The following is a 23,800-nucleotide window of genomic DNA, read 5'->3' on the forward strand; positions in this document are numbered from 1 at the left end:
GGGGCCGGAACCGGGGCGCGGGTGGGGCGACGGGTTGCGGTCATAGCTGGTGTGCGGGTCGGGGTCGAATGCCGGGTCGGAGCCGGAGTCGGGGACGGGGTCGGAGTTGGGAGCGAGGCCGGGGTGGGAGTCGGAGTTGGGGGCGAGGTCGGAGCCGGGGTTGGGGTTGAAGTTGGGGTGCTGGTCGGGGTCGGGGTCGGGGTGGTGGGCGGGTGGGGGGAGTTGGGCGGTGGTGGGGGAGGGGAGGTCGGCGGGGAGTTCCTTGGGGGAGACGACCTCGGCGTGCCACACCTCGATCCGGGCCTCCACCTCCCGCAGGATCCGCCCGATCTCCTCCCGCCCCGACGAAGCCGCCGGAGTGCCGGTGGCGTCCATCGCGATGACCTCGCCCTTCCACAGGGACGGGATGTCTTCCTTGCGCGGATGGTTGAGCAGTACGCCGCTCTTGTAGGCGGCGATGAGCCGCTCGGCCCTGGCGTGCACGGCCTCCACCTCGTGGTCGCGCTCGATCAGCGCGCTCTCCCACTCCTGCGTGAGGTGTTCGATCCGGGCCCTGGCCCGCTGCACACCGGAGTTCGACTCCTCGACCACGGCCCGCCGCCGCGCCTCCGCCCGCCGCGCCCTGGACTCCGCGATCGAGATGAACGGATCCTCCTCCATGGCGGGCCCGGCGTGACCATTCACGTAGGGCTCCGGGCGGGTGTCGGCGCGGCCCAGCTCCCGCAGGATCGCCTCCCGCTGCCCGAGCGCCCGCTCCAGCAGCGCCGTACGCCTGGCCGCCAGCCGCCGATCGACCTGCGTGATCTCCTCACGGGCCCAGGCGCGGATCTCCGTCACGTACGCGGGCTGGAACTCCGGATCCGTGAACTCGCCCAGAGGATGCCGGCGGGCGTCCCGCATTCCCTGCCGGCGCGCCTCTTCCCGCTCGGCCAGCGGATCGTCCCGCTTGAACAGCCGCGACAAGAACGCCATCCGCGTCTCCTGGCCCCGAGAGTTCCTGAACCCCAGACTAAGTGGTCATTTCCCACGATGGAGGTCAAGTCACTCGATGGCGGCGGGTATCGGGTCGACCACGTCGTCGGCCCAGGTGACGCCGTAACGGCGGCCCGCCACTGAAGGGTCAGAGCGCGTCACCCTGGAAGGTCCTCAGGCCCGTGCGGTTGTGGCGGTTCGCCGGCTGTGCCGTAACGGATGGAAAAGCCCACCGCGCCGCACGAGGCAGCGGTGCCGCACGAGGCAGCGGTGCCGCACGAGGCAGCGGTGCCGCACGAGGCAGCGGCGCCGCACGAGGCAGCGGCGCCGCACGAGGCAGCGGCGCCGCACGAGGCAGCGGCGCCGCACGAGGCAGCGGCGCCGGGCATGACAGCGGTGCCGGGCAAAGCAGAGGTGCTGGGCAAAGCAGGGGTGCTGGGCATGGCAGCGGCGCCGCACAGGTGTGCGGCGCCGCGTTTCAGAGCGTCTGAAGTCAGCCCTTCTCTGCCTCTCCAGTGGCCTGTTCCATGGCGTCTTCGGGGGAGGCCTCCAGGTCCTGCTCGGCGTCGGCGCCCGCCTGGGCGGAGGCCTTGTCGAGGCGCACCCAGCTCGTCACGCTCTCCACCGCGAACAACACGAAGAGGTACGCGGTCAGCACCGCCAGCACCGGCGTCAGCACGCCGAACGCCGCACCGACACCGATGATCGCCAGCCGCAGCTCCCACCCGAGCCCCGCCCGGAACACCCAGGCGGGCGGCCAGATGCTCTGCCGGGTCCGGTAGACGGTGTCGTAGGTGTGGTAGCCCACGACGTAGACCAGCACGAACAGCAGCCACTTCGGCGCCTCGGCGGCCAGGCCGACCGCGATCACGGTGAAGAACTCCGCGCCGCGCAGCAGCGGCGGGGTGAGCCAGTCGAAGCGGCCCAGGTGGTTGCGTGACGTCGTGGGCAGCACGAGCAGCAGCATGATCGCCACGGGCAGGAGCAGGATGGGGCCCGGCTCCAGCAGCCCGGTGACCGTGATGGCGATCACGGCGAGCAGCGCCACGAGCGTGGCGGGCACGGGCGGCAGGCCGGCGCCGATCTTGCTGGACAGGACGTGGGCTAGGGGCCCGTCGTCCCGGTAGGCGACGAGGCGGGCGGTCTGGATGCGGCGGCGTTCCTCGTCGGGGTCCGGCGTGGGGGTGGCCATGGCCTGCGGGTGGGTGATCATACGAGCGACCTCATGAGGCGTCCGGTGAGCGTGTAGGCGGCAGCGACGGAGCCCCAGATCACCAGGGTGATGAAAGTGATCCGGGCGTCGAAGAGGGCGGCGGTGATCGCGATGGCCGCGAAACGCTCGCCGATGGGGAAGACGATCATCTTACGCGCCCAATGGACCGTACGGTACTTGCCGGCCTTCGTCCACATCTTCAGCACCCCGCGAAGCCCCTGGCTGCGCTCGACCTTCCGGGCGGTCAGCTTCTGACGCAGCTCACGGTCGTCGGGGGCGTCGAGCGCCGTCGTGGGCAGCGGAGACGGGGCCTTGCGGCGGTTGGAGGCGCCGAAGGAGAAGTCGAGCAGGTGGCGTATGGACTGCAGGCTGAGCGCGGCCAGTGCCAGGATCCAGATGTCGTCGCCGTTGCCGGAGACCACCCAGCCGATGGCCAGCCCGGCGAAGACCACGTATTCCTTGAACCGGTCGAACGTGGCGTCCAGCCATGCCCCCAGCACGCCGAACTTGCGCGCGTAGCGGGCGACCTGCCCGTCGACGCAGTCGAAGACGAACGCGAAGTAGATCAGCACGCCGCCCAGCACCATCCAGGGACGGTCACCGGTGGCGAAGCAGGCGGCCGCGGCGATGCCGAGCACGATCGAGATCAGCGTCACCTGGTTGGGCGTCAGCCCGCGCCGGGCGGCCCAGCGGGCGATGTAGCGGGAGTAGGTGGAGACGAAGTACGTGGTGAAGAAGCCGTCGGCGCCCTTGACCGCGTTGTTGAGCCGGGAGCGGTCCTCGTTCATGCCGGCCATCTCGGCGCCGGCCTCGTTGATCTCCTCCTGGGTGGTGACCCGGCGGTAGAACAGGTCGCGGCGGCCCCGGATGCCGACCGACACGCCGTTGCGCACCAGGCCGAACACGATGAGCTGCATCAGGTCGTCGTCGTCGCCGAACCGGTGCGCGATGGAGGCCAGCTCGCGGCAGGTCTCGGCCAGCCTGGGCGCGTTGCGCGCGCTCACGTGCAGGGGGCCGAGCAACACCGCGTTGGGCCTGGTCACGGCGTGGGACGCGGTGCCCACGGAGACCACGCGTGACTTGCCGACACGGGCGCGTACGGGTAGCCCTTCGACGCGGTTCTGGCCGATCTCGGGGTCGGCCTCGTCGATGGGGATGCGGTCCTCGGGCCCGTTGTCCTCGGATCCGTTCTCCTCTGTGCCGTCCTCCGTCACCCCCACCCGAGGCTCTTTCGCGACGAGCGCCAGCGCACCGCGCTTGGACTTGGTGATCTGGTAGATCAGCTCGTCGTGGATGATCGAGTTTTCCGGGATGATGAACAGGCTCTCCGTTGCGGACTCGGCGACGTCGGCCAGGGCGTTGAGGGCAGCGGCCACGTCGCCTGACTGGATCGTGGCGAAACGCGGATCCATCGAAGTGAGCTGGCCGCGCAGCCGCTCGGCAACGGTCGGATTGCCGGGTAGCGCGGCCAGCCTCAGGCCGGTCGGAGAGATGTCGGGGCCGGGCGAGGCACCCAGCAGGACCACGCGGGTCATGACTCCCTTTCGAGGCGGTAGCGGGGGGTTGAACAACGGGTAATGCGGGGACAGGGGTCAAAGTGTAGTGAGCGTGACGCAAAGTCGCGTCACCAGAGCATGCCCGTGATGTTCCGTCCGTCGGTATAGAGGCAGCCGTAAGATGTTCGAGTGAGTCTCTACCGTGACGAAGGCGTGGTCCTGCGCACTCAGAAGCTCGGGGAGGCTGACCGCATCATTACGATCTTGGCCAAACGCACCGGCAAGATCCGGGCGGTGGCCAAGGGCGTACGCCGCACGACCTCGCGTTTCGGGGCGAGGCTGGAGCCGTTCACGCATGTTGACCTGCAGCTTCACACCGGCCGCACACTCGACATGGTCACCCAGGCCGAGACGCTCAGGCCCTACGGCGAGGCGCTGGCCGTCGACTATCCCCGCTACACCGCGGGCAGCGCGATGCTGGAGACAGCCGACCGGCTGACCCACGGGGAGAAGGAGCCGGCGCTGCGGCAGTTCCTGCTGCTGGTGGGCGGGCTGCGCACCCTCGCCGATCGCGATCACGAGGCCAGGCTGGTCCTCGACGCCTACTTCCTGCGCTCCCTGGCCGTGGCGGGCTACGCCCCCGCGCTCGACGCGTGCGCCAAGTGCCAGGCGCCTGCGGTCAGGGCGTTCGCCATCGTCGCAGGTGGCGTGGTGTGCGGGGCGTGCAAGCCGGCCGGTGCCGTCGTGCCCGCGGGCGAGACGATCGGGCTCATGACGGCGCTGCTGCGCGGCGACTGGGCCACCGCCGACGCTTCGGAGTCGCGCCATCGCGGTGAGTGCAGTGGCCTGGTGGCGGCATATCTGCAATGGCACCTCGAACACGGAATACGCTCTCTCCGACACGTCGAAAGGGAGCCCGCGTGAACGTACGACCACCGACCCCGCACCCATCGGGGGCGACCCCGCCACTCATCCAGAAAGAGTTGGTGCCCCGGCACGTCGCCGTCATCATGGACGGCAACGGCCGCTGGGCCAAGGCTCGCGGGCTGCCGCGCACCGAGGGGCACAAGGCGGGCGAGTCCTCGCTGTTCGACGTCATCGAAGGCGCGCTTGAGCTGGGCGTTTCGTATCTGAGCGCGTTCGCGTTCTCGACCGAGAACTGGCGGCGCTCGCCCGACGAGGTGCGCTTCCTGATGGGGTTCAACCGCGACGTCATCAGGCGGCGGCGCGACGAGCTCAACGCCATGGGTGTGCGCGTGCGATGGGCCGGCCGGCCTGGGCGGTTGTGGAAGAGCGTCATCTCCGAGCTGCAGACGGCCGAGGAGATGACGGTGTCCAACCGCAAGCTCACGTTGCAGTTCTGTGTCAATTATGGCGGGCAAGCTGAGATCGTCGACGCGGCGCTGCGGCTGGCCGAGGACATCGCGGCCGGGCGGGTCAAGCCGAGCAAGGTCAACGAGAAGGTGTTCGCCCGCTATCTGGACGAGCCGGAGATCCCGCCGGTGGACCTGTTCCTGCGCTCGTCGGGGGAGCAGCGCTTCTCCAACTACCTGCTGTGGCAGTCGGCCTACGCCGAGATGGTGTTCCTCGATCGGCTGTGGCCCGACTTCGATCGCCGTGATCTGTGGGAGGCGTGCGAGATCTACGCCAAGCGCGACAGGCGTTACGGCGGAGCCGTTCCCAACCAGGTCTAGCTTTCGCGGTAGCGACCCGGGGCCGTGCCGAACTCTCGCTTGAACGCCTTGCCGAAGGCGAACTCGGTGGCGTAACCCGTGCGCTCCGCCACCGAGCGCAGCGGCAGGTCGGTGTCGCGCAGCAGCCGGGCCGCCGTGGTCATGCGCCACCACGTCAGGTACGCCAGCGGCGGCGAGCCCACCTTGCCCGCGAACCGCTGCGCGAACGCCGCCCGCGACAACCCCGCCTTGTCGGCCAGCGACTGCACCGTCCACGGGTGGGCCGGGTGCTGGTGGATGGCCCGCACCGCCTCCGTGACCGCAGGGTCGCGCAGCGCCGCGCCCCAGCCGGTGGACAACTCGTCGGGCTGGTCGTCGTACCAGGCGCGCAGGATGTACAGCAGCAGGACGTCGAGCAGCGCCGACGTGGCGGCGTCCGCGCCCGGGCCGGGGGCGGAGTCGAGCTCGCGGCCCAGCAACTCGATCGCGCCCCTGAGCGAGGGGTGGCGGCCGATCCTGGCCGGGATGTGCATGACGTCGGGCAGTTCGGCCAGCAGCGGGTGGATCCTGGCCTGATCCAGCCGGTACGCGCCGCACAACATCTCGGTCAGCGGCCCTGGGCCGTCACGGCGGAGCCTGCCGATGGGGGAGCCTTCGTCGTATTCAGGGGCGGCCTCGACCAGCGGGGTCGTGAGCGCGTCCGCCAGGCCGTGACCCAGCTCGCGCGGCAGGAACACCACGTCGCCCACTCCCAGCCGGACGGGCTCGCCGCTGGCGGGCCGCAGGTGGCAGGAGCCCTGGAGGATCACGTGGAACCCGGCTCCCTGCTGGGGCTGGAACCGCACGCCCCAAGGGGTCCGCATGCGCGTGCGGGCGGCGTGCGGTCTGCCCGTGCGCATGGCGGTGATCGCGTCGCTGAGCACGTCCATGTCCGTACGGTATCCCGCCCGTGGCCCATGCCGGACGATCGGATATGGCCCGCGGAGCCCTGGACATGGGCTCCCTGCCTGCCTGCCTCCTAGCGTGAGCTGCGTCAACAGCGTCAATCAAGGAGGTCGTGGCGATGCTGCGGATCGCGGTGCATGGGGCCAGTGGGTTCACCGGGCGGCTCACGGTCGCGGAGGTGCGGCGGCGGGGATTCACGCCGGTGCTGGTCGGGCGGGAGGAGTCGCGGTTGCGTAAGGCGGCCGTCGAGGCGGGTGCCGAGGGCGCCGAGGTGCGGGTCGCGGGGCTGGACTCGGTCGAGGCGCTCGCGGAGGCGTTCCGGGACTGTGCGGTGGTGGTCAACTGCGCTGGGCCGTTCACGGTGCTGGGGGAGCCGGTCATCCGGGCTTCGATCGCGGCCGGGGTGCATTACGTGGATACGACTGGGGAGCAGCTGTACCTCAAGCGGGTGCTCGATGGGTTTCATGAGGATGCCGTACGGGCCGGGGTGAGCGTCGTGCCGGCGATGGCCGATGACGGCGGGCCGGGGGACCTGATCGCGGCCCTGGTCGCCGAGCGGGCCGGCTCCTCGGCGGCGTCCGGGGCTTTCGGGGCTTCGGCGGCTTCCGGGGCTTCAGTGGCTTCCGGGGTTTCCGGGGCTTCGGCGGTTTCGGTGGCTGAGGTGCTGGTCGCGGACCTGCGGGGGCCCGGGGCCGCGTCACGGGGGACCGCGCGGTCGATGGCGGCGGTGTTCGGGCAGGAGGCGCTGGCCTACACGGACGGCGTCTGGCATCCGGCGGACGAGAGCGCGGGGCCCGCCTCGATCGCCGTTCCCGGGGAGAGCGGGGAGGCGCAGGTCAGCGGGATGGCGTTGCCGGGCGTCGTCACCATACCCCGGCATGTGCGTGCGCGGCGGGTCCGGAGCGTGATCAGGAGTGAGATCGCGGCGATGTTCGCGGCACTGACGCCGGAGGTCGTGGACAGTGTGCCGGAGACGCCGGACGAGGCGGCCAGGATGGCCTCGCGGTGGCTCATGCTGGCCGAGGCGACCGGTTTGGACGGGAGTCGCGCCCGGGGCTGGGTGACGGGCTCCGACGGCTACGGGATGACCGCCGTGATCGCCGTCGAGGGCGCCCGCCGCCTGGTGGCCGGCGGGGCTCCGGCGGGCACGCTCACCCCGGCTCAGGCGTTCGACCCGGCCGGCTTCCTCGACCACCTCACCACGCACGGCGTCACCTGGCAGGTGGCTTCGGCCTGACCGCCTTGCCGCGTCGCTATACGTGGGTATAGCCTCCTATTCCGACGAACAGTCGGCTATACCAATGAATAGGAGCTGGTCGCGGTGAACGGACCGCTTGACCGCAGGGAGCAGGCCCGATGAGCGCCTTCCCGGGCACCGGAATCCTGGCCCGCCTCGCGCTACGCCGTGAGCGGGGCATCGCTCCCTGGTGGATCCTGCTGATCGTGGCCATGGCCCTCGTGATGGTGAACTACATCAACACGAACATGGCCACGTACGAGCTGAAGCTCGGCTACCTCGACGTCATCAACGGCAACGCCTTCCTGCACGCGCTCGGCGGCGGCGTCGTCGAGCCGCGCGTAGAGGTGCTCGCCACCTGGCGCAGCGGCGGCTTCCTCTACGTGGCGAGCGCGTTCGCCGCCCTGATGTCCGTCATCCGGCACACCCGCAGGGAGGAGGACGCGGGAAGGAGCGAGCTGGTCCTGTCCTGCACGGTCGGCCGCGATGCGCCCTTGACCGCCGCCCTGCTGGTCGCGGGCGGGATCAGCCTGATCGGCGGCATCCTGACCGCCGTCGTGCTGATCGGGATCGGCTTCGAGGTGACGGGGTCGCTCGCGTACGGGGCCGCCATCACGGTCGCCGGCTGGGTGTTCGGCGGCATCGGAGCGGTCGCCGCCCAACTCGTGCGCAGCGCCCACACCGCCACCACGATCGGCCTCACCACCCTCGCCGTCGCCTACGTGCTGCGCTTCGCCGGGGACGCGAGCGGGCAGTCGTGGATGACGTGGTTGTCGCCGGTGGGGTGGAGTCACCTGGTGCGGCCGTACCAGGACGAGCGGTGGTGGATGCTCGGGGTCTCGGTGCTGGTGGCCGTGATTCTGTACGCGGTTGCGTACCGGCTGCTCGGCCGCCGCGACCTCGGCTCCGGCCTGTTCCCCGAGCGGCTGGGCCGGGAGTCGGCCCCGGAGTTGCGCGGCCCGATCAGCCTGGCCTGGCGGCTGCACCGCGGCCTGCTGGCGAAGTGGGTGGTCGGCGTGGCGGCCTTCGCCGCGGTCGGCGGCGCGCTGAGCCCGCTCACTCGGGACCTGCTCTCCCGGCCGAGCATCGTGGTCGACAACATCACCCACTTCCTCGGCATGCCCGCGGGCGCGGGGATGCTCAGCGCCTACGTGTGGTACCTGATCCTGATCCTCGCCTACGCCGTCGCCCTCTACCCGGTCCTCATGACGCTGCGACTGCGCGCGGAGGAGACCTCGGGGCGCGCCGAGACCCTGCAGTCCACCCCGATGACCCGTCTCCGATGGGCAGCCGGGCACCTCGTCGTGACCGGCCTCGGCACGGCGGTCCTGATGGCCGTCGCCGGGCTCGCCTTCGGCCTGGTTTACTCGCTGCTCGTCGGCGACCTGGCCACCGACCTGCCGACCTTCCTGGCCGGCGCGCTGAGCACCATACCCGCGGCGTGGTGCGTGGGGGCGGTGTCCGTGCTCGCGTACGGGGTGCTGCCGCGGGCGAGCGTGGCGATCTCGTGGCTCGCCTGGATCCTGACCGCCGCCCTGGGTCAGGTCGCCGGGCCTCTGTACGGGCTGTGGGGAGGCAGCCCGGCGGAACCGTTCCACTATGTCGCGAACCCGATGACCGGCACGCCGTTCAACCCCCTCCCCACCCTGGCCCTGACCGCCCTCACCGCACTCCTCGCCACCGGCGGCCTCCTGGCCCTGCGCCGCCGCGACTTCGGCCTCTGACGGTTGACGGTTCCTTGGGCTGGGTCGCGTTCCTGAACCCGGTCACGGAGCACGCGGGGGCTCCGCCACGACTGCGGCGGAGCCCCCAACGGTGTCGCTATGAGGGCATCAGCCCTCTTCCTGCTGGTTGCGGCTGAAATGGAACGGGCAATGCGTGCCGCCCGTCCCGATGGTGGTGCGGCGCTCGAATCGGAAGCCGTGCCTGTTGGGTGCGATGGCCTCGATCCAGTTCGCGTCGAACGCGCACATGACCGGAGTCAGCTCCGGCGCCGAGTTGGCGACCAGAACGTCGTGGTAGAAGCACCGATGCACATCGACGTGATAACGCCGATCGTCATCGACCGGCCGGGCGAAGGCGAACCCCTTCCCGAACGCGTACTCCTCGCGCGACTTGCTCAGCTCCACCATGGCCAGGAAGGCGTCCGGCGCGTTGTCCAGCATCGCCCGGGTGCCCTCCTTCATGGTGTCGCCGAGCGGCTCGACGAACGACGCGCCTACGACGCCGACGGCGGTCTCCTGGCCCAGCCTGGGCAGGAGGAATTCGTAGGCGGCCACCAAGGCCAGGGTCATGCGCAGGTTGTGGCGGGCGGGCTCATCGACGATCAGCGACTGGTTCGCCGCTTCGAGCTCACCCTGACGTGCCCGCATGGCGGCCACGAGATCGCCGGGAAGCGCCTGCTCGCGCAGAGTCGCGGCGAGATGGTCGTAGAACGCGTCGAGGAGCAGCGTCGTGTCACGATCGGGATCAGGGACGTAGTCGCCTTCGGCGAGCCCGAACTGGTCGGTGGACATGGTCGTCCTTTCGTGTACGGCTCGGTGCGTACACGACCGTGATCCCGCGATCCGCGTGGAGGCGTGACTGGCCGTGCTCGCGGCCGAGCGAGCACGCCAGCGCACTCCACCGACCGACCAGGCGCTGACAAGCTTGTGTTGATGTGTCGCCGCCAGTCTGGCACGCCTCCGACGATCACGTCCATCCGGCCGAACCCATGATTCAAGGGGGTGCGGAGCCAGATCCTGATCGATGCCACATCAACCGCGCCCCTCGTGGACGAACCGGAGCTTGTCAGTACGGCCTGGGCGATTCAGTTCACTGCCGCCTCGGGTGCAACCTGCCCGTGCACTCGCCGCAGGTATTGCACCGCGTGCTCCGTGGCCGGGTCGTGGTTCAGCCTTTCCCGGTAGAAGTGCAGCCGGTCCTCGCAGTCATCGATGATCTCGCTCCACGTACGAGCCCAGACGCGAACGCCGTCCTTCCATTCGGCGATACAGCCCGGTGGGCGATTCGGCGCCTCTGCGTCCTCCCTGACCACGTCGTCCATCTCCGTGGAAATGACCCAGAAGTCCCACGACACCCGCGCGTCTCGAAACTGCGGATCACCGACGACGGCCTTGGCGTAGCTCTTGATCTGCGCCACCTCCGCCTGACCGATCTTGACCCTCGGCGCTTTGAGCTCCACCACGAGATGCTCCCGGCCGGAACTGCCGCGATGTGTCCGCCCCAGCATCAGGTCGACGATGCCCTTCCTGCCGTCCTCGCGGCGTACCGGATTGAGGCTGCCGTCCGCCGGTTCGCGCCCCAACTCCTGGAGGTGCCGCTTGAGAACCGTGTCCAGGCTCTGATCGCTGACCATCAGTGCGTACGCGTCACCGAACACCCACGTTTCGCGTTCCAAGATCTTGTGCAGCTCGCTGCGTTCCTTCACCGTCTGGCTGATCTCCGGCTCGAAGACCAGTTTTTTCAGCGCGGCGAGGAAATCGAGGCGATCGCTGACCTGCCCGGTGGCCTTGATCACCTCGGAAAGACTGGTCCGCTGCAGAATACGTTTGAGTTCCTCCTGCTCCGATTGCGGCAACCGAAACAACTCATCCAGCACCGAATAAAGCCCACTCGGATCATGTGAAATGATCTCCCTGAGCAGCCGCATGGTGGTCTTCTTGCTCTGTGGCGCGCCGGGCAGACGGCGGGAGATGGTCGTGGCTACTTCGTCGAACATCTGCCGTTCGACAGCTTGCGCAGGCAGAACCGGCTCGCCGGAATAGGGATAGACGCCCTCGCTCTTCCACTCCTGAATGAGCCTGGCGCGCCGCTCCTGATCACGCCTCTTGAAATGCGCTCGCAGCATTTCACGCGCCGATTCGAGCAACTCCGCCGTTTCGTCCATCTCCGCCAGGTGCAGGGTGCCGCGCCGCTCGACGAATCCATCCCAGAGCAGGTACGCGGTGAAGTGATAACCCGGAGCCTGTATGCCAGGAGATGCCTCGTCCAGAACCACCCCGCTCGCGTCGCAGAGGGCCAGCACCCGGCCGACGTTCCTGGGCCATTCGATGACGCGCAGCAGAAGCGGCTCGGCGAGCCCGTCGGTGTCCGGCCAGCGTACGGTGTATTCGGCCATGTCCGTCCACACGGTGCTCGGATCGAGAGGTCTCCCCTGGTATGCGATCCGCACGTCGGGATTGGCGGCGAGGAACGGTGCGAAGATCGAAGTCAGTTGCGGAGCGGTGTCGTCGTGGACGAGACGGCCGACAAAGTCTGCGGGCACGGACGCCTCGACCCGGGTGCCGCTGAGTTCGTCCACATGTTCCGGGTCTGAGATGTCGAAGTCGGCTGGCCGATCGACGGCGCCGCTGATGACCGTGCGTTCTGCCCGCCCGTCGGGCGCCTGCGCGATCGTGACCCAGCGCACCTGCTCGCCCAGCGCGAACGCACGCAGCCTGCCCTGCCCGCTGCGGCCATGCAGCCCGCGTTTCAACTGCGGTGAGAGCTTGGCGGTGGTCTTCCACGACCCTCCGAGCCCGCCGAAGAAGCCCGCACAGGATGCGTTGGGCATGCCGTGGCCGTCGTCGGTGATGCTGACCGATTCCACGCCGTTCAACTCGTTGACCTCTACGTCCACACTGACGTGATTCGCCTCGGCGTCCAGCGCGTTCCAGATCATCTCAGCGACCGCGCTCACGGGGTCCTTCTGGCGTGCGAGGCGCAGCAGGTGATCCGGCTTGGCCTCGATATGGACGGTGCGCACCCGGCCACTATCCCAGATGAGGTGCGGAATCTCGCGGAGGAATACAACCTGAGGAGTGGACTTTGGCCACCCAAATCGCTTTTATCAGGATGATGAAGCTGGAAGAACTTGCCAGGCACATCATCGACACCAACAGGTACATGGTTTTAGGCACCGTCGATCCAGACGGGAGGCCGCGAGTGTCGCCCGTCTACTTCGCGCCCGACGGATACGGCGAGGTCTTCTGGATCTCCTCACCGGAGTCGCACCATTCGCGCAACATCGCCGAACGCCCCGAGATCAGCATCGTGATCTTCGACTCCACCGTGCCCGTCGGCGGCGGCGCTCAGGCCGTCTACCTGCTGGCTACAGCCGGGTAGGTGCCGGACGAGGAGCTCGATCGGCACGTGGAGGTGGCGTGCCGGGCCAGGTTTCCCGAGCAGCAGGTGTTTCCCGCGGAGGAATTACGCCCTCCCGCGGTGCCGCGGCTCTACCGGGCGCGGGTCACGGAGCATTCCGTGCACATCAGGGGCAGCGATCCCGTCCACGGCAAAGGAGTTGATTCGCGGCTCGTGGTGGACCTGGGGTAGCACTCTGTCCGTTTAGGGGCAGGTCATAGATGTGCCTGATGCGGTGGAATGCGAGTCGAGCGCGTCGCGGTCATCGGTGATCCAGAAGGAGCCGGAGCAGGCCTCCCAATGGCGAATCACATGGCAGGTCTGCGCTTCGCCGAGATGTTTCAGCGGTTCACGTGGTGAGCCGCCGAACACGGCACGCCGGATTCGCTCGACTTGGCCGGCTTCCAACGGGTTATCGATCTCGATCGGGTCACCAAGCCACCCGTCATTAGCCACCTTGCCGAGATCCGGATAGAAGCGAGCTGAGCGGGTTGCCTCAAAGGCGATCGCCTCCGTCCAGCGGCCCCGCTCTCGGAGGATCTGTTGCAAGAGCGCAAGGCTGTCGACCGCTGCGAAGTTGCACAGGACCGTGTTGTCCGGGAACCAGTACCAGGTCATGATTCGAACGAAGGGCCCTCTCCCAGGCCGCTGATGGCCTGCCGCAACGTGTCGGTGTCGACGCCGATCAGATTCGCGTACGGCCGCAACGTCGCCTTTCCGTCGGCATAAGCCTGGAACGTCGTACGCACCAGCGGCACCGGGGTCCGCGGCCGGGAAGTCTGCTGGATCCACTCGCCGAGCGATTCGACGGCGTTCGCCTTCCGGGCCACGTCCCAGGCGGTCAAGGCGCCGAAGGAATCACATCGGCTCTTGTCGATCAGCTGGAGATCGAACAGTCGCCACGCCAGCGCGCTGGGCGAGACCCAGAGGTCGCACGCCAACTGGGCGAACGCCTCGATCGACCACGTGATGTCGCGGGCCCTGTCGCGCAGCAACTCGGCGGGCAGGAGCGCCTCCGCGGCGAAGGCGTTCGCGCGTTTTTCGGAGGGCCGTCGCCTGTGGTGGGCGTCGTTGATGTTCACATCGAGGTGGAGCGCCTGGTCCTCTCCCGCGAGGAGATGTCCGAGCTCGTGCGCGATGGTGAACCTCTGGCGGGCCGGCACCTCCGAGGTTCCCACGACGATCAGCGAGCTGTTGCCGTCGGACCACGACAACCCATCGAAGCCGTCGGTCAGTCGATGCACCCGCACATCCACGCCGAAGGCCGCTTCCACCGCGCCGGCGAGATCCTGAGACCGCCACAGCACGACGCCCTTCTCGGCGGCGTATGCCGTGGCCCTGATGGCCAGGATCCGGCCTTGGTTCACCGGGGACGAAGCGGCTCTGTCGATCTCGAAGCGCGGCACGTCTTGTCGGTAACCGAGGAAAACGAGGTCGGCTCGGAGCTGTGCGAGGCGCTCGGCTTCGCTGATGGCCGCCTCCGCCGAGGTGGACGTCTTCGGTGCCGTCGACGGGGTGGACGTTCGTGCGGCCGTCGAGGTGGTGAGCGGGCCGACGCCGAGCAGCCAGTCGACGGACACATCGCACAGGTCGGCGATCCTTGCCAGATCCAGCGAGGTGAATCTTCGTACGCCTGAGAGCGATTTGGACAGCTTGGGCGCGTCCAGCCCTGCCTTTATGGCGAACTCGGCTTGGGTGAGGCCGCTTTCCGCGATCAGTTGACGTACTCGTGCTGCTGTATCCCCGGCCATGTGAGAAGCCTACGGTTGGGTTGCGAAAATCGCAAGAATAGATCGCAGGGTGTTCGAATCGCTTGGTCGGCTCAGAGGCCGAGCCGGGGGAAGGGTGGTGAACCCTCAACACGCCTTCCTTGTCGCGGCCAACCAAGGGAGGGCGCTCGCCAGGTGCCTGATCTACTGGCGAGGAAACGCCTGGACATGGGGTGCGAGTTCGAGAGGATCATGTTGTGCGAGTACTGATCCTCACGGGACCTCCAGCGGTAGGGAAGAGCACGATCGGCCGCCTCCTCGCCGGGGAGCGACCGCGTGCTGCCTTCATCGACATCGATGACGTACGCCACCTGGTCGTCGGCGGCCATGCCGCGCCATGGAGCGGCCAGGAGGGTCTTCGCCAGCAACGGCTGGGGGTGCTCAACGGCTGTGCGCTGGCCCGGAACTTCTTGGACGGCGACATCGACGTGGTGATGGTGGATGTGCTGACGGACAGCACCGCCGAGCTCTATCGAGCCTCGCTGCCTGACGTGCTGATTCTGAAACTTGAGGTGGACTTCCGCGAAGCGGAGAGACGAGCGGGGACCCGGCCCGTTCACCTGACGCCGGAGGAGTTCCGCGCGCTCCATGACCAGCAGGGGGAATTCACTGGTGACGACATCCGCTTGGACGTCTCACGACTGTCCGCCGAAGATGCCGCCGCGAGGGTGAGGGACATCTGGGTCGGCCATCATTGAGCCGGCCTTCCCGCGCATACCGCAGTGATCAGTATCTCCAGGCGATCCGCATCCCAGCGCCGATGGCAGGCGATGAGGAGTTCAGCCGTCATCAGGTGATGGTCTTCCGCTTGGCGGTGGCCGACGCATATTCGTGTGGTGATCGGGATCGCGTCCGGGGGTGCGGGGGCCGGCAGGTCCCCGCTTGGGGGTGTGGGGGCGTGCCCCCACAGAGCGCTGCCCGAGCCTTGTCGCGCGTAGCGCGTCTTCGTGTGAGGACCTCGCAGTTGGGGGTTCGAAAGGGGGCGGGCCCCCTTGGGAGGCGCTGTCCGGAGCCCGTGTGCGCGTGAGCGTCCCTCGCGGAGGTCCGAAGCGGTCAGGCGCGGCGGCGGGCGCGGTAGGCGGCTACGTGCATGCGGTTGCCGCACGTGCGGCTGTCGCAGTAGACCCGGGAGCGGTTGCGGGACTCGTCGACGAACACCCGGTCGCAGTCGGGGGCCGAGCAGGTGCGCAGGCGTTCCACCTCGCCCTCCACCAGCAGATGGGCCAGGGCCACGCCGCAGTCGGCCGCCAGGTGTTCCGACAGGGTCGCGTCGGCGGCGAAGTAGTGCACGTGCAGGGGGTGGCCGTCGTGTTCGGTGAGTCTGGGGGTGATGCGGGTCTCGGACAGCAGGGCGTTCAGGGTGCGTACGGCCGTCGGCTGGTCCTGGGCCGTGAAGACGCGGTGGAAGGCTTCGCGCACCATGCGGACCTGGCCGAGGTCGCGGGGCGTGAGTGTGCCGATGCCGCTGACCTGACGGGATTCCACGAACGCCTGCAACTCGGCCAAGCTGGGCAGAGCCTCGTCGCCGCCGGTGGACGGCGAGGTGTTGACCAGGTCGACGAGGGTGGCCAGAGAATGCACCATGTCATGGCCAAACGGCATGTTGACTCCTGTCGAAACCGGGTTCTAGCGTGGTCGCAGCGTATCTCCTGTCAGGGACTCCGGGGGTTTCTATGAGTGCACATCGCCGTATCGTGCTGATCGCGATCGTCGGTGCGCTCGTCATCTCCACCTCCGCTCCTCTGGTGCGGCTGTCGGGTGTATCGCCTGCCACGTCCGCGTTGTTCCGCTGTGCGTACGCCGTACCGCCGATGTTGTTACTGGCCTGGCTGGAACGCAGAAGACTGGGGCCGATGCCGCGCAAGGCGATGTTGCCGGCCTCGCTCGCGGGGGTGGTGTTCGCGCTCGACCTGCTGTTCTGGCATCACGCGATCGACTACGTGGGCGCGGGGCTGGCCACCGTGCTGGGCAATCTGCAGGTGTTCATCGTGGCGTTCGCGGCCTGGGGGTTGTTCGGGGAGCGGCCGTCCACGCGGTTGATGGTCGGCACACCGGTCGTGTTCGCCGGGGTCGTGCTGATCTCCGGGGTGTTCGACAGCGCCGCCTATGGCCAGGATCCGATGATGGGGGTGCTCGCGGGGGTGGCGACGTCCATCTCCTACGCGGCGTTCCTGTTGCTGATGAAGTCCGGGCCCGAGCGGGCCGCGGGGCTGCTGGCGCATGCGACCGTGGTGGCCACGATCGTCATCGCGCTGCTCAGCCCGTTGTTCGGGGGCGCTGACTTCGTACCGAACTGGCCGGGGCACTGGTGGCTGATCGTGCTGGCGCTGGGGCCGCAGGTGCTGGGGTGGTCGCTGATCACGTTCTCGCTGCCGCGTCAGCCCGCCGCCCTGACGGCGCTGCTGCTGCTGATCCAGCCCATGACGACGGTGGCGATCTCCGCTCTGGCCCTCGGTGAGCGGCCGTCGGTGTTGCAACTTGCCGGGTGCGCGGTGATCGTGATGGGCGTCCTGTACGGCTCCCGCGGAGGTTCCCGGTCCGCCCCCGCTCCGGTGATCCCCCAGGTTGTCCCAGCGGCGGACAAGCCGGAGGACCCGGTGCAGGCCGGCTGAGGGTGTGCAGGTAGGCCTCTGAACAGGCCTCAGCCGGTTGTGCGGGATACCAGAACGGGCGAGCCCCCGAAGGGGCGTCAGCCTGTTCTGGCCGGTTGTGAGCAGGACGAGCAGGTGCCGAAGACCTCAACCGTGTGTGTGATCCCCGTGAACCCGTGCTCACTCCCCACCATCTCCGCCCACCGCTCCACGGCGGGCCCGGCCACCTCGACGGTGTGCCCGCACTGCCGGCACACCAGGTGGTGGTGATGGCTGTCGGTCGCGCACGCGCGGTAGACGGACTCGCCGTCGTCCGTGCGCAACACGTCGACCTTGCCCCCGTCGGCCAGCGCCTGCAGCGCCCGGTAGACGGTGGTCAGTCCGATCTTCGCCCCGTGCAGGCGCATCTCGGCATAGACGTCCTGCGCGCTGCGGAACCCCTCGTTCTTGCGAAGGGTGTCGTGTACGGCATCGCGCCTTGTGGTCATGCGACCTCCTCGACGCGCAACTTTGGTCGCTCGCTCAATGTCGACTCCTGGATACGGCCTCGCCGTACGAATTTACCGACACCGAGCGCCAGGACGAAGCCGGCGAGCGCAAGAAGCACGATCGCGGCTCCCGGCGGCACCTTGGCGGAGTAGGTGGAGGCCAGCAGTCCGCCCACGGACGCCAGCACCCCGAACAACATGGCCAGCCCCATCGTCGTACGGAATCCGCGCGTGAGCTGCTGGCTGGTCGCCACCGGGATCACCATCAGGGCGGAGACCAGCAGCAGCCCGACCACCCGCATGGCGATGACCACGGTGAGCGCGGCGGTGACGGCGATGAGCAGGCTGAGGAAGCGCACCGGCAGGCCGCTGGCCCTGGCCATCTCCTCGTCCTGGCAGAGCACGAACAACTCCCTGCCGAAGATCAGGACGACCGCGATCACGGCGACGGCCAGCACGGCGATGACCCAGATGTCCAGCGGGGTGACGCTGGCGATGGCCCCGAACAGGTAGGAGTTCAGCTTGGCGTTGCTCCCGCCGGGCGCGATGCCCATGAGCATGACACCGCCCGCGATCCCCCCGTAGAACAGCAGCGCCAGCGCCACGTCACCGCTGGTCCGCCCGCGCGCCCTGACCAGCTCGATGGCCACGGCCCCGGCGATGGACACCAGGACGGCGGTGAGCACGGGCGCGGTGCCGGTCAGGAAGCCCAGCGCCACGCCGGTCAGCGCCACGTGCCCGACGCCGTCGCCCAGGAGCGCCAGCCGCCGCTGCACGATGAACGTGCCCACGGCGGGCGCGCACAGCCCGACCAGCAGCGCCGCGACGAGCGCGAGCTGGAAGAGCTGTTCCTGCAGAAGTTCGAAGATCACCTTGGTTCCCCCTGCCACCCGGTGAGCGGTCCTCCGACGGGCTCGGCGGAGTGCGGGTGCTGATGCTCGTGTCCCGGCCGCGCGCAGTCGCCCTCGGGGCGCGGCGGCCGGCCGTCGTGGGCGACGCGGCCCTCGCGGATCACCACGCCGCGCGTGATGATCGGCTCCAGCGGGCCCAGCTCGTGCGCGACCAGCACCACCGTCTTGCCGTCGAGCACCAGCCTGGCGAGGGTGTCGGCGAGCAACTGCTGGGTGTCTGCGTCGACGCCGGCGGTGGGCTCGTCCATCACGTACGTGTCCGGCTCCCCGGCCAGCGCGCGGGCGATGAGCACCCGCTGCTGCTGCCCCCCGGACAACGACTGGACGGGGTCGTTCGCCCGGTCGGCCAGCTTGATGGCCTCCAGGGCGCTCGCCACGGCCGCCTTGTCGGCCGCGCTGGTCCTGCGGAAGCGGCTCTGCCTGGCGATCCGCCCGGAGGCGACGACCTCGCGTACGGTCGCGGGCACGCCGCCGCCGACCTGGAGTCGCTGCGGCACGTAGCCGATGCGCCACCAGTCGCGGAACTTGCCGGGCGGGCTCCCGTACACCAAAGTCTGGCCGGCGGTCAGCGGCGTGAGGCCGAGCAGCGTGCGGACCAGCGTGGACTTGCCCGAGCCGTTGGAGCCCAGGAGGGCGACGACCTCCCCGGGACATACGGTCAGGTCGATTCCCCGCAGGACGGGCTTGCCATCGAAGGAGACCCGGCCGTCGGTCATCGCGAAGGCCGTTTCGCTCATGCCGTACACCCCAGTGCTGTTTGTAGGGTTTTGAGGTTATCGCGCATCGCGGACACGTAGTCGCCCGAGGGCTTGCTCTCCAGCGGGTCGAGCACGGCGGTCTTGGCGCCGACCTGGCTCGCGAGCACCTCGGCCACCTTCGGGCTGACCAGGGACTCGGTGAAGATCGTGGTGACGCCCTCGGTCTTGGCCAGCTTGGCGACCTCGGACAGGCGGGCGGGGGACGGCTCCGCCTCCGGGTCGAGCGTGATGCCGACCTGCTTGAGCTTGTACCGGTCGGCGAGGTAGCCGAACGCCTCGTGCGCGGTGACCAGGGTCTTGGTCCTGCACGTGGTCAGGCCCTTGGTGAACTCCTGGTCGAGGGCGCCGAGCGCGGTGGCCGTCTTCGCGGCGCGGTCCTTGTAGCCCTGGGCGTGCGCGGGGTCGGCCGTGGCCAGGCGTTCGGCGAGCTTCGTGGCGACGGTGGCCAGGCGGGAGGGGTCGAGCCAGAGGTGCGGGTCGTACGGCACCTCCTCGTGGCCGCCCTCCTCCCCGGCGTGCTCGCCCGCCGGGATGGTCGTGACGGCGGTGGCGGCGTCGAAGCTCTTCTCCGTGTCCACGGCGTCGTCCACGGCCGGCTGGACGCCCTTGATGTAGACGGTGAGCGCGGCGTCCTTGACCTCGGTCACCTGCTGGATGCTCAGCTCCAGGTCGTGCGGCTCGACGCCGGGCGCGGTCAGCACCTTCACCTGGGCGTCGGATCCTCCGACCTGCTCGGTCAGCCACTGCAGCGGGTAGAAGGCGGCGATCACCTCGGGCTTCCCGCCCTCGGGGGTGGTGGTCTGGGCGGAGCCGGATCCGCAGGCAGCGGTGGTGAGCAGCGCGGCTGTGGCCAGCACACCAACAGCACACGACCGGGAAAATCCTGACATCATGTGAGTCAGTATGCGCCAAAATGAAAACGGTTGTCAAAATCTCCTGGGCGAGGGAGTGCCGTCGTCTGGAGGAGCGGCGGGAGCGTAGCGACCAGAGCGGGGGAAGACGGCGGCATCTGGCGACCGAGCCCGCCTCACGGAGTGAGGCAATCAGATATGTGGGATGCCGGACGGCGGGGCTGGGGGCCAGGCTCCCGCCGTACGGCATCCCGTTCATCACCCCGGTGATCGTGCGCCGGCAGAGCCGTTGCCGGCGCCCGAGGTGACGTCTGTGCCCAGGCTCAGCCGCTCCTCGCCCGTGTAGACGTTCATCGAGTCCCCGCGCAGGAATCCGATGAGCGTCAGCCCCTCCTCGGCGGCCAGTTCGACCGCGAGTGAGGACGGCGCGGAGACCGCGGCGAGCACCGGGATCCCTCCCATGACGGCCTTCTGCACCAGCTCGAACGACGCCCTGCCGGACACCATCAGCACGGTGCCCCGCAACGGCAGCCGCCCGTCGCGCAGGGCCCAGCCGAGCAGTTTGTCCACGGCGTTGTGGCGGCCGACGTCCTCGCGTACGCACAGAGGCTCGCCGTCGGCCGTGAACAGGCCGGCCGCGTGCAGGCCCCCGGTTCTGTCGAAGACCCTCTGGGCCGCGCGCAGCCGGCCCGGCAGGCCCGCGACAGTCGACTGCGCCAGGTCGACCGGGTCGTCAGCCGGGCTCCAGCGCGCCACCGTGCGTACCGCCTCCAGCGACGCCTTGCCACAGACGCCGCAGGAGGAGGTGGTGTAGAAGTTGCGCGGCTCGGGCGCCTGGACGCCTGGCGCGAGCCGTACGTCGAGGACGTTGTAGGTGTTCGCGCCGTCCACCGTCGCGCCCGCGCAGTAGCGGATCGTGGCGATGTCGTCAGCCGAGCCCACGGCGCCCTCGCTGACCAGGAACCCGGCGGCCAGGTCGAAGTCGTCGCCCGGGGTGCGCATGGTCACGGTCAGCGGGGTGCCGTCGAGCCTGATCTCCAGCGGCTCCTCGGCGGCCAGCGAGTCGATCTTGCGTACGCGGACGGTGTCCTGCACCCGCAGGATGCGCTTCTTGACGGCGACCCTAGACATAGCCGTACCCGAACCGCCCCTTCACGCAGAGGTTGCCCTTCGTGACCGGGTTGTCGTGCGGCGAGGACACCTTGACGATCTTGTTGTCCTGCACGTGCAGGGTCAGGTTGCAGCCGACCCCGCAGTAACTGCAGATCGTCGTGGTCTCGGTCTGCTGGGACTCGTCCCAGGTGCCCTCGGCCCGCATGTCGTACTCGGTCTTGAACGACAGCGCGCCCGTCGGGCAGACCTCGACGCAGTTCCCGCAGTAGACGCAGGCCGAGTCGGTGAGCGGGGCGTCGAACTCCGTGGAGATCGTCGAGTCGAACCCCCGGCCCGCGACGCCGATGGCGAAGGTGTTCTGCCACTGGTCGCCGCAGGCGTCCACGCACTTGTAGCACAGGATGCACTTGCTGTAGTCGCGCACGTAGAGGTCGTTGTCCACCTTGGCGGGCTGCTGGACCGTGGCCGCGTCGTCGCCGAACCTGGCGGGGTCGGCGCCGTACTCGTCGGTCCACTCGGCCGCGCGCGGCGTGGTGGACATGTCCACCGAGGAGCCGAGCAGCTCCAGCACGACCTTGCGGCTCTGCCTGGCCCGCTCGGTGTCCGTGCCGACCTTCATGCCCTTCTCCGCCTTCCTGGAGCAGGCGGGAGCCAGCGTCCTGGCGCCCTCCACCTCCACGACGCAGACCCGGCAGGCGTTCTTCGGGGTGAGCGTGTCGCCGTAGCAGAGGGTCGGGATGTCCTTGCCCGCCGCTTCGCAGGCGTCGAGGATCGTCGAGCCCTCTGGCACCCGTACGGCCTCGCCGTCGATCTCGACGTCGATGAGCCGGCGGGGTGGCTGGAGCGGGATCATTTGAACACTCCCAGGCGGTCGATGGCCGATTCCACGGCGTTCCAGGCGGTCTGCCCGAGGCCGCAGATGGAGGCGTCGCGCATGGTCTGTCCGACCTCGCGCAACAACACCAGGTCACTGTGATCGACCCGGCGTGAGAGGCGGTGCAGGGCCTCCTCCTGGCGTACGGTGCCCACCCGGCAGGGCACGCACTGCCCGCAGGACTCGTCGCGGAAGAACTCCGCGATGCGCAGCAGGAGCCCCTTGAGGTCCACGGTGTCGTCGATGACGAGCACCACGCCGGAGCCGAGCGTGGCGCCGGCGTTCCTGGTGCCCTCGAAGGTGAGCGGGATGTCCAGGTCGGTGACGAACGCGCCGGCCGCGCCGCCGAGCAGCACCGCCCTGGTCGTGCCGGTGGTGCCGGTCAGGTCCAGCAGTTCGCGCAGGGTCGCGCCGAAGGTCAGCTCGTACACGCCGGGCTTCTCGACGGCGCCCGAGACGCAGAACAACTTCGGCTCGGCCGCCGCGTACGCCTGCGCGCCCTGCTCCAGGATCGGCAGCACGTTGATCAGCGTCTCGACGTTGTTGACCACGGTCGGCTTGCCGAACAACCCCTTCTCCACCGGGAACGGGGGTTTGCTGCGCGGCTCGCCCCGCTGCCCCTCGATGGAGTTGAAGATCGCGGTCTCCTCGCCGCAGATGTACGCGCCCGCGCCCCTGCGCAGCTCGATGTCGAACGACAGCCCCTTGCCGAGGATGTCGTCGCCGAGCAGCCCGCGGGAGCGGGCGGTCTCGATCGCGTGTTGCAACCGCGCGGTCGCCCGGGGGTACTCGCCCCGGATGTAGAGGTAACCCTTGGCGCAGCCGGTGGCGTACGCGGCGATCGTCATCGCCTCCACCAGCGCGTACGGGTCGCCCTCCATCAGGGCGCGGTCCTTGAACGTGCCCGGCTCGCTCTCGTCGGCGTTGCAGACCAGATAGTGCGGATGGTCGGGCTGGCGGGCGGCGGCGTCCCATTTGCGGCCGGTGGGGAAGGCGGCGCCGCCCCTGCCGACCAGGCCCGACTCCAGCACCTCGCGGATCACTCCGGCGGGACCGAGGTCGAAGGCCCTGCGCAGGGCCGTGTAGCCGCCGGCCGCCCGGTAGTCGTCCAGGCTGGCCGGGTCCACGACGCCGATCCGCCGCAGCAGGATCAGGCCGGGGTCGCCGGACTGCGGCACGGCCGTCTTCTCGGGGGTCTCGCCGGTGACGTTGACGCTCGGCGCGTGCCCGTTGGAGCTGGGCGTCACCCCGGTCATGGTGGTGATCGTGTCGGGGGTGGCGGGGGCGTACACCTCGGCCCTGTGGGGCTGACCGGCCTCCAGGGCGAGCGCGGCCGGGGCCCGCTCGCACATGCCGAGGCAGGGGCTCTCCTGCCAGGACGAGCCGGGCGGGCCGAAGCGCTCCTCGACCCGATCGCGTACCGCCTGGGCGCCCTTGGCCTGGCAGGCCAGGTCCGTGCAGACGTGCAGCACCCGCTTGGGCCGCTCCTCCAGGGAGAACAGCGAGTAGAACGTCGCCACCCCGTAGGCCTCGGCAGGCGGGATGGTCAGCCGGCGGCAGACATACTCCAGCGCCCCCTCGCTGATCCAGCCCACCCGGTCGTTGACCGCGTGTAGCACGGGCAGCAACTGGTCGCGCGCGGCCTCGGCGCGGGCTGCCACGCGCAGGTCGGACGCGGTGCGCGAACCGCCTTCCCACGCCGTGGCAGGCGGCCCCAGCAGGGCGTCCACGGCCGCGCGCTCTTCCTCTGACGGCTTGGCGCCGCGGAATCTCAGATCCATCTGT

General features: G+C 69.2%; 23 protein-coding genes and 1 pseudogene. 8 read left to right on the top strand and 16 right to left on the bottom strand.

From position 1 onward, the window contains the following. The 3 genes and pseudogenes from ACFPZ3_RS07470 to ACFPZ3_RS07480 form a co-directional block, all read right to left on the bottom strand. A pseudogene (locus ACFPZ3_RS07470) lies at positions 1–972 on the bottom strand (hypothetical protein); the annotation flags it as partial. Between the two features lie 493 nt (positions 973–1,465). After that, on the bottom strand, positions 1,466–2,185 hold the full coding sequence (locus tag ACFPZ3_RS07475; RefSeq protein ID WP_379513217.1) for a DUF5941 domain-containing protein: 720 nt from the start codon (positions 2,183–2,185) through the stop codon (positions 1,466–1,468). Beyond that, positions 2,182–3,720 (bottom strand): CDP-alcohol phosphatidyltransferase family protein, encoded by a 1,539-nt coding sequence (locus ACFPZ3_RS07480; RefSeq protein WP_379513218.1) that lies wholly within the window; start codon positions 3,718–3,720, stop codon positions 2,182–2,184. The genes ACFPZ3_RS07475 and ACFPZ3_RS07480 overlap by 4 nt, the downstream gene beginning before the upstream one ends. Before the next feature lie 150 nt (positions 3,721–3,870). Between ACFPZ3_RS07480 and recO the strand changes: the two genes are divergently transcribed. Continuing rightward, on the top strand, positions 3,871–4,605 hold the full coding sequence (gene recO / locus ACFPZ3_RS07485; protein ID WP_379513219.1) for a DNA repair protein RecO: 735 nt from the start codon (positions 3,871–3,873) through the stop codon (positions 4,603–4,605). Continuing rightward, positions 4,602–5,375, top strand: a complete 774-nt coding sequence (locus ACFPZ3_RS07490; RefSeq protein ID WP_379513220.1) for an isoprenyl transferase — start codon at positions 4,602–4,604, stop codon at positions 5,373–5,375. The genes recO and ACFPZ3_RS07490 overlap by 4 nt, the downstream gene beginning before the upstream one ends. Here the strand turns inward: ACFPZ3_RS07490 and ACFPZ3_RS07495 are convergent. Then, entirely contained in the window at positions 5,372–6,283 is a 912-nt protein-coding gene (locus ACFPZ3_RS07495) for an AraC family transcriptional regulator (RefSeq protein ID WP_379513221.1), read from the bottom strand. The two genes, ACFPZ3_RS07490 and ACFPZ3_RS07495, sit on opposite strands and share 4 nt — an antisense overlap. Before the next feature lie 134 nt (positions 6,284–6,417). On the opposite strand from ACFPZ3_RS07495, the gene ACFPZ3_RS07500 reads away from it, so the two are divergent. Together ACFPZ3_RS07500 and ACFPZ3_RS07505 are read left to right on the top strand one after the other, a co-directional pair. Continuing rightward, a complete protein-coding gene (locus ACFPZ3_RS07500; RefSeq protein WP_379513222.1) occupies positions 6,418–7,536 on the top strand; it encodes a saccharopine dehydrogenase family protein in 1,119 nt (372 codons plus the stop codon). A gap of 119 nt (positions 7,537–7,655) precedes the next feature. After that, positions 7,656–9,260 carry an ABC transporter permease gene (locus ACFPZ3_RS07505; protein WP_379513223.1) on the top strand — a complete coding sequence of 535 codons (1,605 nt, stop codon included), beginning with the start codon at positions 7,656–7,658 and terminating at the stop codon, positions 9,258–9,260. A 108-nt stretch (positions 9,261–9,368) separates the two neighbouring features. Here ACFPZ3_RS07505 and ACFPZ3_RS07510 read toward each other — a convergent pair whose 3' ends face one another. Continuing rightward, on the bottom strand, positions 9,369–10,052 hold the full coding sequence (locus tag ACFPZ3_RS07510; RefSeq protein WP_379513224.1) for an L-2-amino-thiazoline-4-carboxylic acid hydrolase: 684 nt from the start codon (positions 10,050–10,052) through the stop codon (positions 9,369–9,371). Positions 10,053–10,345: 293 nt separating this feature from the next. Beyond that, positions 10,346–12,283, bottom strand: coding sequence for an ATP-binding protein (locus ACFPZ3_RS07515; RefSeq protein WP_379513225.1), 1,938 nt, complete (start codon positions 12,281–12,283; stop codon positions 10,346–10,348). Between the two features lie 92 nt (positions 12,284–12,375). On the opposite strand from ACFPZ3_RS07515, the gene ACFPZ3_RS07520 reads away from it, so the two are divergent. Together ACFPZ3_RS07520 and ACFPZ3_RS07525 are read left to right on the top strand one after the other, a co-directional pair. Beyond that, positions 12,376–12,642, top strand: coding sequence for a pyridoxamine 5'-phosphate oxidase family protein (locus ACFPZ3_RS07520; protein ID WP_379513226.1), 267 nt, complete (start codon positions 12,376–12,378; stop codon positions 12,640–12,642). Then, the gene (locus ACFPZ3_RS07525) at positions 12,643–12,852 is read left to right on the top strand and encodes a hypothetical protein (RefSeq protein ID WP_379513227.1); all 210 of its coding nucleotides are present in this window, start codon (positions 12,643–12,645) and stop codon (positions 12,850–12,852) included. 12 nt (positions 12,853–12,864) lie between these two features. On the opposite strand, the gene ACFPZ3_RS07530 is transcribed toward ACFPZ3_RS07525, so the two are convergent. Further along, the gene (locus tag ACFPZ3_RS07530) at positions 12,865–13,278 is read right to left on the bottom strand and encodes a hypothetical protein (RefSeq protein WP_379513228.1); all 414 of its coding nucleotides are present in this window, start codon (positions 13,276–13,278) and stop codon (positions 12,865–12,867) included. Next, a complete protein-coding gene (locus ACFPZ3_RS07535; protein ID WP_379513229.1) occupies positions 13,275–14,411 on the bottom strand; it encodes a helix-turn-helix domain-containing protein in 1,137 nt (378 codons plus the stop codon). Before ACFPZ3_RS07535 ends, ACFPZ3_RS07530 begins: the two co-directional genes overlap by 4 nt. Positions 14,412–14,626: 215 nt before the next feature. Between ACFPZ3_RS07535 and ACFPZ3_RS07540 the strand changes: the two genes are divergently transcribed. Continuing rightward, on the top strand, positions 14,627–15,127 hold the full coding sequence (locus tag ACFPZ3_RS07540; protein ID WP_379513230.1) for an ATP-binding protein: 501 nt from the start codon (positions 14,627–14,629) through the stop codon (positions 15,125–15,127). A gap of 355 nt (positions 15,128–15,482) precedes the next feature. Here ACFPZ3_RS07540 and ACFPZ3_RS07545 read toward each other — a convergent pair whose 3' ends face one another. Then, positions 15,483–16,031: a CGNR zinc finger domain-containing protein gene (locus ACFPZ3_RS07545; RefSeq protein WP_379513231.1), complete on the bottom strand. Its 549-nt coding sequence runs from the start codon at positions 16,029–16,031 to the stop codon at positions 15,483–15,485. A gap of 71 nt (positions 16,032–16,102) precedes the next feature. Between ACFPZ3_RS07545 and ACFPZ3_RS07550 the strand changes: the two genes are divergently transcribed. Continuing rightward, positions 16,103–17,041 (top strand): DMT family transporter, encoded by a 939-nt coding sequence (locus tag ACFPZ3_RS07550; protein ID WP_379513232.1) that lies wholly within the window; start codon positions 16,103–16,105, stop codon positions 17,039–17,041. Positions 17,042–17,118: 77 nt separating this feature from the next. On the opposite strand, the gene ACFPZ3_RS07555 is transcribed toward ACFPZ3_RS07550, so the two are convergent. The 7 genes from ACFPZ3_RS07555 to ACFPZ3_RS07585 form a co-directional block, all read right to left on the bottom strand. Continuing rightward, positions 17,119–17,508, bottom strand: coding sequence for a Fur family transcriptional regulator (locus ACFPZ3_RS07555; RefSeq protein ID WP_379513233.1), 390 nt, complete (start codon positions 17,506–17,508; stop codon positions 17,119–17,121). Beyond that, positions 17,505–18,377: a metal ABC transporter permease gene (locus tag ACFPZ3_RS07560; RefSeq protein ID WP_379513535.1), complete on the bottom strand. Its 873-nt coding sequence runs from the start codon at positions 18,375–18,377 to the stop codon at positions 17,505–17,507. The genes ACFPZ3_RS07555 and ACFPZ3_RS07560 overlap by 4 nt, the downstream gene beginning before the upstream one ends. Further along, complete coding sequence (locus tag ACFPZ3_RS07565; RefSeq protein ID WP_379513234.1) at positions 18,377–19,156, bottom strand: metal ABC transporter ATP-binding protein; 780 nt, start codon at positions 19,154–19,156, stop codon at positions 18,377–18,379. The genes ACFPZ3_RS07560 and ACFPZ3_RS07565 overlap by 1 nt, the downstream gene beginning before the upstream one ends. After that, on the bottom strand, positions 19,153–20,034 hold the full coding sequence (locus tag ACFPZ3_RS07570; protein WP_379513235.1) for a metal ABC transporter substrate-binding protein: 882 nt from the start codon (positions 20,032–20,034) through the stop codon (positions 19,153–19,155). Before ACFPZ3_RS07570 ends, ACFPZ3_RS07565 begins: the two co-directional genes overlap by 4 nt. Positions 20,035–20,286: 252 nt before the next feature. Further along, complete coding sequence (fdhD, locus tag ACFPZ3_RS07575; RefSeq protein ID WP_379513236.1) at positions 20,287–21,159, bottom strand: formate dehydrogenase accessory sulfurtransferase FdhD; 873 nt, start codon at positions 21,157–21,159, stop codon at positions 20,287–20,289. Beyond that, positions 21,152–21,994, bottom strand: coding sequence for a 2Fe-2S iron-sulfur cluster-binding protein (locus ACFPZ3_RS07580; RefSeq protein WP_379513237.1), 843 nt, complete (start codon positions 21,992–21,994; stop codon positions 21,152–21,154). The genes fdhD and ACFPZ3_RS07580 overlap by 8 nt, the downstream gene beginning before the upstream one ends. Continuing rightward, a complete protein-coding gene (locus tag ACFPZ3_RS07585) occupies positions 21,991–23,796 on the bottom strand; it encodes an NAD(P)H-dependent oxidoreductase subunit E (protein ID WP_379513238.1) in 1,806 nt (601 codons plus the stop codon). Before ACFPZ3_RS07585 ends, ACFPZ3_RS07580 begins: the two co-directional genes overlap by 4 nt. Positions 23,797–23,800: the final 4 nt, after the last annotated feature.

It is taken from the genome of Nonomuraea insulae (assembly GCF_042656245.1).

What these genes read in the sequence shown, in the direction of transcription:
- ACFPZ3_RS07480 (WP_379513218.1), bottom strand. Translation starts at nt 3,720, where the DNA reads ATGACCCGCGTGGTCCTGCTGGGTGCCTCGCCCGGCCCCGACATCTCT.
- ACFPZ3_RS07475 (WP_379513217.1), bottom strand. Translation starts at nt 2,185, where the DNA reads ATGATCACCCACCCGCAGGCCATGGCCACCCCCACGCCGGACCCCGAC.
- ACFPZ3_RS07565 (WP_379513234.1), bottom strand. Translation starts at nt 19,156, where the DNA reads ATGAGCGAAACGGCCTTCGCGATGACCGACGGCCGGGTCTCCTTCGAT.
- ACFPZ3_RS07550 (WP_379513232.1), top strand. Translation starts at nt 16,103, where the DNA reads ATGAGTGCACATCGCCGTATCGTGCTGATCGCGATCGTCGGTGCGCTC.
- ACFPZ3_RS07555 (WP_379513233.1), bottom strand. Translation starts at nt 17,508, where the DNA reads ATGACCACAAGGCGCGATGCCGTACACGACACCCTTCGCAAGAACGAG.
- ACFPZ3_RS07545 (WP_379513231.1), bottom strand. Translation starts at nt 16,031, where the DNA reads ATGCCGTTTGGCCATGACATGGTGCATTCTCTGGCCACCCTCGTCGAC.
- ACFPZ3_RS07535 (WP_379513229.1), bottom strand. Translation starts at nt 14,411, where the DNA reads ATGGCCGGGGATACAGCAGCACGAGTACGTCAACTGATCGCGGAAAGC.
- ACFPZ3_RS07520 (WP_379513226.1), top strand. Translation starts at nt 12,376, where the DNA reads ATGAAGCTGGAAGAACTTGCCAGGCACATCATCGACACCAACAGGTAC.
- ACFPZ3_RS07510 (WP_379513224.1), bottom strand. Translation starts at nt 10,052, where the DNA reads ATGTCCACCGACCAGTTCGGGCTCGCCGAAGGCGACTACGTCCCTGAT.
- ACFPZ3_RS07505 (WP_379513223.1), top strand. Translation starts at nt 7,656, where the DNA reads ATGAGCGCCTTCCCGGGCACCGGAATCCTGGCCCGCCTCGCGCTACGC.
- ACFPZ3_RS07585 (WP_379513238.1), bottom strand. Translation starts at nt 23,796, where the DNA reads ATGGATCTGAGATTCCGCGGCGCCAAGCCGTCAGAGGAAGAGCGCGCG.
- ACFPZ3_RS07530 (WP_379513228.1), bottom strand. Translation starts at nt 13,278, where the DNA reads ATGACCTGGTACTGGTTCCCGGACAACACGGTCCTGTGCAACTTCGCA.
- ACFPZ3_RS07500 (WP_379513222.1), top strand. Translation starts at nt 6,418, where the DNA reads ATGCTGCGGATCGCGGTGCATGGGGCCAGTGGGTTCACCGGGCGGCTC.
- ACFPZ3_RS07580 (WP_379513237.1), bottom strand. Translation starts at nt 21,994, where the DNA reads ATGATCCCGCTCCAGCCACCCCGCCGGCTCATCGACGTCGAGATCGAC.
- fdhD (WP_379513236.1), bottom strand. Translation starts at nt 21,159, where the DNA reads ATGTCTAGGGTCGCCGTCAAGAAGCGCATCCTGCGGGTGCAGGACACC.
- ACFPZ3_RS07495 (WP_379513221.1), bottom strand. Translation starts at nt 6,283, where the DNA reads ATGGACGTGCTCAGCGACGCGATCACCGCCATGCGCACGGGCAGACCG.